Source organism: Chromobacterium piscinae (assembly GCF_021129175.1).
GTDB lineage: Bacteria > Pseudomonadota > Gammaproteobacteria > Burkholderiales > Chromobacteriaceae > Chromobacterium > Chromobacterium piscinae.
This window is the reverse complement of the sequence record NZ_JAJOHV010000060.1, coordinates 37,924-44,920: the sequence shown is the minus strand read 5'-3', so window position 1 is coordinate 44,920 and position 6,997 is coordinate 37,924. Positions and strand designations below refer to the sequence as shown.

At 63.4% G+C, this 6,997-nt stretch carries 8 protein-coding genes and 1 pseudogene; all 9 read left to right on the top strand.

Annotated features, from left to right (window positions below):
• Positions 1–215 (top strand): annotated as a pseudogene (locus tag LQR33_RS16105) (flagellar basal-body MS-ring/collar protein FliF); the annotation flags it as partial.
• Positions 208–1,206 carry a flagellar motor switch protein FliG gene (gene fliG, locus LQR33_RS16100; protein ID WP_021477483.1) on the top strand — a complete coding sequence of 333 codons (999 nt, stop codon included), beginning with the start codon at positions 208–210 and terminating at the stop codon, positions 1,204–1,206. The pseudogene LQR33_RS16105 and the gene fliG, both read left to right, overlap by 8 nt.
• Positions 1,187–2,062, top strand: a complete 876-nt coding sequence (locus tag LQR33_RS16095) for a FliH/SctL family protein (RefSeq protein ID WP_166441168.1) — start codon at positions 1,187–1,189, stop codon at positions 2,060–2,062. The genes fliG and LQR33_RS16095 overlap by 20 nt, the downstream gene beginning before the upstream one ends.
• On the top strand, positions 2,043–3,440 hold the full coding sequence (gene fliI, locus LQR33_RS16090; RefSeq protein WP_166441169.1) for a flagellar protein export ATPase FliI: 1,398 nt from the start codon (positions 2,043–2,045) through the stop codon (positions 3,438–3,440). Before LQR33_RS16095 ends, fliI begins: the two co-directional genes overlap by 20 nt.
• A 9-nt stretch (positions 3,441–3,449) precedes the next feature.
• Positions 3,450–3,902, top strand: coding sequence for a flagellar export protein FliJ (gene fliJ, locus LQR33_RS16085; protein ID WP_166441170.1), 453 nt, complete (start codon positions 3,450–3,452; stop codon positions 3,900–3,902).
• Positions 3,903–3,956: 54 nt separating this feature from the next.
• The gene (locus LQR33_RS16080; protein WP_221665877.1) at positions 3,957–4,919 is read left to right on the top strand and encodes a flagellar hook-length control protein FliK; all 963 of its coding nucleotides are present in this window, start codon (positions 3,957–3,959) and stop codon (positions 4,917–4,919) included.
• 107 nt (positions 4,920–5,026) lie between these two features.
• Complete coding sequence (locus LQR33_RS16075) at positions 5,027–5,545, top strand: flagellar basal body-associated FliL family protein (RefSeq protein WP_166441172.1); 519 nt, start codon at positions 5,027–5,029, stop codon at positions 5,543–5,545.
• A gap of 7 nt (positions 5,546–5,552) precedes the next feature.
• On the top strand, positions 5,553–6,557 hold the full coding sequence (gene fliM / locus LQR33_RS16070; RefSeq protein WP_221665876.1) for a flagellar motor switch protein FliM: 1,005 nt from the start codon (positions 5,553–5,555) through the stop codon (positions 6,555–6,557).
• Positions 6,554–6,997 carry a flagellar motor switch protein FliN gene (gene fliN, locus LQR33_RS16065; protein WP_221668084.1) on the top strand — a complete coding sequence of 148 codons (444 nt, stop codon included), beginning with the start codon at positions 6,554–6,556 and terminating at the stop codon, positions 6,995–6,997. The genes fliM and fliN overlap by 4 nt, the downstream gene beginning before the upstream one ends.

Here is a 6,997-nt window from a genome sequence, read left to right as displayed (position 1 = left end):
GCGCTGCGGGCGCCGGAGGGCGTTTGCTGGGCGTGGCCGGAGAAGAAGGCGAGTCCGGTGTCGCGGGCGCCGCGATGGCCGGCGCCGGCGAAGACCCGCGCGAAGCGCAGAAGCGCCAATACAGCAGCAATCTGGAAGCCGTGCGCGAGCTGGTGAAGTCTGATCCGCGCATGGCCGCCCAGGTCATCAAGGAATGGATAAGCGCCGATGAGTGATAACGGAATACGCAAAAGCGCCGTGCTGTTGTTCAGTCTCGGCCAGAACGAGGCGGTCGAGGTGTTCAAGTATCTCGGCCCCAAGGAAGTGCAGAAGATTTCCCTGGCGATGGCGGCGATCAACAACCTCAGCTACGAACAGATCGACGAGGTGGTGGCCGAATTCCGCAAGGAGTGCGACGCGCGCGCCAGCATCGGCGCGTCCGACGAATATCTGCGCAACGTGCTGATCGAGGCGCTGGGGCCGGACAAGGCCGCCAACCTGCTGGACAAGATCATGCAGGGCAACGATCACAGCGGCATCGAGAGTCTGAAGTGGATGGACCCGTCGTCCGCCGCCGATCTGATCCGCCACGAGCACCCGCAGATCATCGCCACCATTCTGGTGCATCTGGAGCCGGATCTGTCCAGCTCCATCCTGGCCTTCTTCCCGGAGCGGATGCGCAACGAGGTGCTGATCCGGACCGCGACGCTGGAAGGCGTGCAGCCGCAGGCGCTGCGCGAACTCAACGACGTGCTGACGCAGCTGCTGTCGGGTTCCGACCGCATCAAGAAAAGCGCGTCCGGCGGCGTCGGCCTCACCGCGGAAATCCTCAACTTCATGGGCGGCAACGTCGAGGCGTCGGCGCTCAGCTTCATCCGCGAGTACGACCCCGAGCTGGCACAGCGCATCCAGGACAAGATGTTCGTGTTCGAGAACCTGCTGGACATCGACGACCGCTCGATCCAGACGATTCTGCGCGAAGTCCAGTCCGACTCTCTGGTGATCGCGCTGAAAGGCACCAGCACCGATCTCAAGGAAAAGATCTTCCGCAACATGTCCCAGCGCGCGGCGGAAATGCTGCGCGACGATCTGGAGTCCAAGGGACCGGTCAAGCTGTCCGAAGTGGAGGCCGAGCAGAAGGAAATCCTCAAGGTGGTGCGCAAGCTCGCCGACGACGGCCAGATCGTGCTAGGCAGCAAGGGCGGCGATGAAGGCCTCATCGAGTAACGGACCCATCATTTCCGGCGAGGATTTGGAGAGCTGGAGCAGTTGGAGCCCGGCATCGCTGGATGGCTTCACCCAGGCGCTGTCCCCGGCCCAATTGGTGGCGATGGCGCAGATGCGCCGCCCGGGCGCCAGCCTGGCCGAGCGCATCGCAGCCTCCGAATCCGAACCGTCTGCGCCGATTCCGCTGGCGGAGGCCGAAGCGCTGGCCGAGCAGGCCGAGGCCGAAACTGAGGAGGCCGAGCCGGAAGCGCCGGCATTGGGCTACCCCACAGCCGCCGAGCTGGAGGCCATCCATCAGGAAGCCTGGCAGGCGGGCCATGACGCCGGCCTGGAGGCGGGGCGGACGGAAGGATTCGAACAGGGCTTGCAGGCCGGGCGGGAGCGGGGTGAGGCGGATGCGCGCGCCGAGCACTTGCCCAGGCTGGAGCAGGCTTGGCAGGCATTGAGCGAGATGGGCGCGAGCTTTTCCAGCGAACTGGCCCAAATGGAGCAGGCGCTTTCCCAGGATGTGCTGCGTCTTGCCTGGGGTTTGGCCCAGAAGTTGGTGCAGCAGAAGATAGATCAGGACGAGCAGGTTTTGCTGCCGTTGTTGCAGGCGGCGCTGGCGGAGCTGCCGTCCACGCTGTCCAGCGCCCGTCTGCGCGTCAATCCGGCAGATTTGGCCGCCGCGCGCGACTTCCTGCGGCAGGAAACGCCGGAGACGGCGTGGCAGTGGGTCGAGGATCCGCAGATGCGTCGAGGCGGCTGCGTGATCGACGCCAGTTCTGTGCGGCTGGATATGGCGCTGGAGACCCGGCTGGCGGCGCTGAGCCGTGCGCTGGGGCTGGAGGATGGAGATGAGCGGCAGCCTGATTGAGCGTCAGCGCGACTGGCTGGCGTCTTGCGGCGCTGCCGCGGAGACGGCCAAGCTGTGGCAGCCTTGCGGCCGCCTGGTCCGCGTCACCGGGATGGTGATGGAGGCGGTGGGCATCAAGCTGCCGGTGGGCGGCGCCTGCCGCGTGGCATTGGCGGACGACCATTCGGTGGAGGCCGAGGTGGTGGGCTTCTCCGGCGACAAAGTGTTCCTGATGCCGCTCTCCAATGTTCATGGCTTGCTGCCCGGCACGCCGGTATTTCCCTTGCCGTCTTTCAATCTTCCCCGCTATGGCCATGATGGCGGCGCGGCGCCGGCCGCCAATGGCGCGGTGGGCCGCCAGGTGCCGGTGGGCGCCAGCCTGCTCGGCAGAGTGCTGGATTCGCTGGGGCGGCCGCTTGACGGCCTGGGTCCCATCCACCCCGAGGCCTGGTTTCCCTTGTACAGCCAGCCGATGAACCCCTTGCACCGCACGCCGGTGCACGATGTGCTGGATGTCGGCGTGCGCGCGATCAATGGCCTGTTGACCGTGGGTCGCGGCCAGCGCCTGGGTCTGTTCGCCGGCTCCGGCGTCGGCAAATCGGTGTTGCTGGGCATGATGGCGCGTTTCACCAAGGCCGACGTGGTTGTGGTGGGGCTGATCGGCGAGCGGGGCCGGGAAGTGAAGGACTTCATCGAGAACATCCTTGGCGAGGAAGGGCGGGCCCGTTCCGTGGTGGTGGCGGCACCCGCCGACATGCCGCCGCTGATGCGGCTGCACGGCGCTGCTTACGCCACCGCGCTGGCCGAATATTTCCGCTCCCAGGGGCTGGATGTGCTGCTGCTGATGGATTCGGTCACTCGTTACGCGATGGCGCAGCGCGAGATCGCGCTGGCGATCGGCGAGCCGCCGGTGACCAAGGGCTACCCGCCATCGGTGTTCGCGCGGTTGCCGCAGTTGATCGAGCGCGCCGGCAACGGCGAGGAGGGGGGCGGCTCCATTACCGGCTTCTACACCGTTTTGTCCGAAGGCGACGACCAGCAGGATCCGATCGCCGACTCGGCCCGCGCCATTCTGGACGGCCACTTCGTCTTGTCGCGCGATCTGGCCGAGGCGGGCCACTATCCCGCGATAGACATCGAGCAGTCGATCAGCCGGGTGATGGTGGACGTGGTGCCGCAGCAGCAGATGGAGCTGGCCCGCCATTTCAAGCAGCTGTATTCCCGTTATCAGCGCAATCGCGACTTGATCAGCGTCGGCGCCTATGTTTCCGGCTCCGACCCGGTGCTGGACGACGCCATGCGTCGCCAGCTGCCCATGGTCAGCTTCCTGATGCAGCCTATGCACGAGTCGCACGATTACGCTTCCTGCTGCCAGCAGCTGGCCGGCGTGCTGGCCTGAGTCTGATCCATGGCGGCCAGCAAGTACCAACTGCTGATTCATCTCGCCGACGAGCGCCAGCAGGCGGCGGCGGAGCGGATGGGCATGGCGCAGAGCCGGCTGGCGGAATCCCGCTCGCGTCTGGACCAGCTGGACGCTTTTCGCGAGGAGTATCGGCAGCGGCTGGTGAGCGGCGGCGGGCAGGGCATCTCCATCATCCAATACCAGGATTTTCGCCGCTTTCTCTCTCGGTTGGACGAGGCGATGATCCAGCAGCAGCAGGATGTCGACCGCTGCGCGCAGCGCTTCGTGATGGAGCGCCAAGCCTGGCAGATGGAGTATAAGAAGTTCAAGGCTTACGAGAAGCTGTTGCAGCGGGAGCGGGAGCGGGAGGCGCAGAAAGAGGCCAGACTACAGCAGAAGCAGACGGACGAATTCGCCACCCGCCAATTCTGGGACCGCTCCCACGGCAACGATTTCTGACTTGGCACGCTCCTTGCTTTGTTTGACCTCGTTACACTCAGTCGAGGCATCGTCATGACCATCATTGTGAATACGCTGGCAGCCAAGTCCGGTCCGGCGGCCTCCTCCGGCGCCGCGGGCGCGGCAGGCTCGGCTGCCAACGCAGGAACAGGCAGCGCGGCGGGGGATCTGTTCGCCAGCTTGTTGGGCATCCAGATGAGTGCGATGGGCGCGACGTTGCCGGGAATGGCGGATGGCGGAGCCTCCAGTGAAGACAAGCCTGTCGACGACAAGCCTGCGGCCAAGAGCGATGATGGCGACGCTAGCCTGCAGGCTGCGCTGGCGATGCCGATGCTGACGGCGCTGCAGGTTCAGCCGCAGCAGGCCGAGGTCAAGGCCCCGGCCCAGGATCTGCTTGCCCAGCAGCCTGCGGCAAAGGTCGACCCGACCTTGTTGCTGCAGACGACGAAGCAAGGCTTCAACTGGCAGGATAACCAGCAAAAATTGCCGGACCCGGATGCCTCGGCCGCGCAATTCTTGCCGCTGCAGCAATTGCAGCAGCAAGCGCAGCACCAGCAATCCGACCATGTCCAGGCGGCCAACGCCAACATGCCGCAGCTGACCTTGCCGCAAACGCTGACAGACCCCAACTGGGGCAAGGCATTGGGCGAGCAGGTGATGAGCATGGTCAGCCTGAAAATGGACAAGGCGCAGATCCAGCTGAATCCGCCGCAATTGGGTCCAATCGAGGTGACGCTGAAAATGAACGGCACCGATCAGGCTCAGGTATTGTTCACGGCAGCGGTGCCGGCCACCCGCGAAGCGCTGGAAAACAATATGCACCGTTTGGGCTCCATGTTGTCCTCCAATGGCATTCAGCTGACCGATTCCCAAGTTTCGAGCGGCAATTCCGGCCAGCAGCAACAGGCTTATCAGCAGAGGAAAGGGCAGTCTCAGCCCATCGTCGGCGAGGCTGAGGGGGTGGACGCATTGAGTGTGATTAAGACCGCGCGCGGCATACTTAGCATCTTTGCTTGATCCGATTTGAGATTGACACTGTTCAGCAGGCCGAGAAAACAGGAAAATATGGCCGGGAAATCGTTTAAGATTTCACTAGGAACTCCATAAAGAACAGGTCATAACTTATGTCGGATGATAAAAAGGCGGACAAGGCGGAAAAAAAGGCGGGAGGAGGCGGCAACAAGCTGATGCTGATCGTCATCATTCTGCTTATTCTGGTGCTGGCCGCCGTGGGGGGGTTGGCCGCCTATATGTTCACCAATATGAACAAGCCGGCAGGGGCTCAGGCCGAGCAGGTTCATGAAAAGCCGAAGAAAAAACACGAGGGGCCGCCGATCTTCGAAAAGATGGACACCTTCGTAGTCAATCTGGCCGGCAATGACGGCAGCCTGTTGCAGATCGACATGCAGGCCGAACTGGGCGACGAGGAAGCGAAGAAGAAGTTCACCGACTACGCGCCCAAAGTCCGCAGCGCGGTTATCCTGTTGCTGTCGTCCAAGACCGCGGCCGAGGTCAGCACCGCCGAAGGCAAGGTCAAGCTGAAGGCGCAGGTCAAACAGATCATCAACGAGGCGATGGACGCGGGCGAGGAGCCCGTGGTCGACAGCGTCCTCTTCACTTCCTTCATCATCCAGAAGCAGTAGGCGCGCCATGGGCGACGATATTCTGTCCCAGGAAGAGGTAGACGCCCTATTGCGGGGCGTCTCCGGCGAGGACGAGGACGAGGAAAGCGGGCAGGATGGCCAAGGTGTACGGGGCTATGACATCGGCCGGCAGGAGCGCATCGTTCGCGGCCGGATGCCGACGCTGGAAATCATCAACGAACGCTTCGCGCGCAATTTGCGCATCGGTCTGTTCAACTTTCTGCGCCGGAACGCGGAAATCTCGGTCGGTCCGGTGCGTGTCCAGAAGTACAGCGAATTCATCCGCAATCTGGTGGTGCCGACCAACCTGAACCTCGTCCACGTCAAACCGATGCGTGGAACCGGCTTGCTGATTTTCGATCCCGATCTGGTGTTCCTCATCGTCGACAATCTGTTCGGCAGCGATGGCCGCTACCACGTGCGGGTTGAGGGACGGGATTTCACCCCGACCGAGCAGCGCATCATCCACCGCCTGCTGGAAGTGGTGTTCACCGAATGCCAGAAAGCCTGGGAGCCGGTGTATCCGATCGAGTTCGTCTACCTGCGCTCGGAGATGAACACCCAGTTCGCCAACATCGCCACGCCCACCGAAGTGGTGGTGGCGATGACATTCCATATCGAACTGGGCGCGGGTGGCGGCGACTTTCACATCTGCCTGCCGTACTCTATGGTGGAGCCGATCCGCGATCTGCTGTCCAGCACCATGCAGGCCGACCGCACCGAGGTGGACAATCGCTGGGTCAATCTGATGACCCATCAGGTGCAGGCGGCCGAAGTGGAACTGGTGGCCAGCCTCGCGCACGCCAAGGTGACGCTGGGGCAGATACTGAATCTGAAGAACGGCGACGTGGTGATGGTGGAGATACCGGAGCGGGTGGAGGCGGATGTGTCCGGCATCCCGGTGTTCGAAGCCAGTTACGGCACCGTGCAGGGCCGATACGCGCTGAAGGTGGAAAAGATACTGGCGGGGACCAACGAGTTCCTGGAGTCCCCCGGAGAGCATGAGCAATGAGCGAAGAAGAATTGCAGGGCGGCGCGTCCGGCGCCGAAGAGGAAGTGTCGATGGACGACTGGGCCGCCGCGATGGCGGAGCAGGAGACAGTCGAGAGCGCGCCGCCGGCGGAGTCCGAGGCGGTACCGGCCCAGGGCTTGTTCCAGGAGATAGGCGCCGGCGCGGTAGCTGGCGGTCCGCCCAATCTTGACATGATTCTGGACATCCCGGTCCAGCTGACAGTTGAGCTGGGACGCACCAAGATCGCGATCCGCAACCTGCTGCAACTGGCCCAGGGCTCGGTGGTGGAACTGGACGGCATGGCCGGCGAACCGATGGACGTGCTGGTCAACGGCTGCCTGATCGCCCAGGGCGAAGTGGTGGTGGTCAACGACAAGTTCGGCATCCGACTGACCGACATCATCACTCCGGCGGAACGAATACGGCGACTGCAGAAATAA

Bases quoted from the DNA above. Each gene is read 5' to 3' on its own strand.
- fliN (WP_221668084.1), top strand. From the start codon at position 6,554: ATGAGCGAAGAAGAATTGCAGGGCGGCGCGTCCGGCGCCGAAGAGGAA.
- fliJ (WP_166441170.1), top strand. From the start codon at position 3,450: ATGGCGGCCAGCAAGTACCAACTGCTGATTCATCTCGCCGACGAGCGC.
- LQR33_RS16080 (WP_221665877.1), top strand. From the start codon at position 3,957: ATGACCATCATTGTGAATACGCTGGCAGCCAAGTCCGGTCCGGCGGCC.
- LQR33_RS16095 (WP_166441168.1), top strand. From the start codon at position 1,187: ATGAAGGCCTCATCGAGTAACGGACCCATCATTTCCGGCGAGGATTTG.
- fliG (WP_021477483.1), top strand. From the start codon at position 208: ATGAGTGATAACGGAATACGCAAAAGCGCCGTGCTGTTGTTCAGTCTC.
- fliM (WP_221665876.1), top strand. From the start codon at position 5,553: ATGGGCGACGATATTCTGTCCCAGGAAGAGGTAGACGCCCTATTGCGG.
- LQR33_RS16075 (WP_166441172.1), top strand. From the start codon at position 5,027: ATGTCGGATGATAAAAAGGCGGACAAGGCGGAAAAAAAGGCGGGAGGA.
- fliI (WP_166441169.1), top strand. From the start codon at position 2,043: ATGAGCGGCAGCCTGATTGAGCGTCAGCGCGACTGGCTGGCGTCTTGC.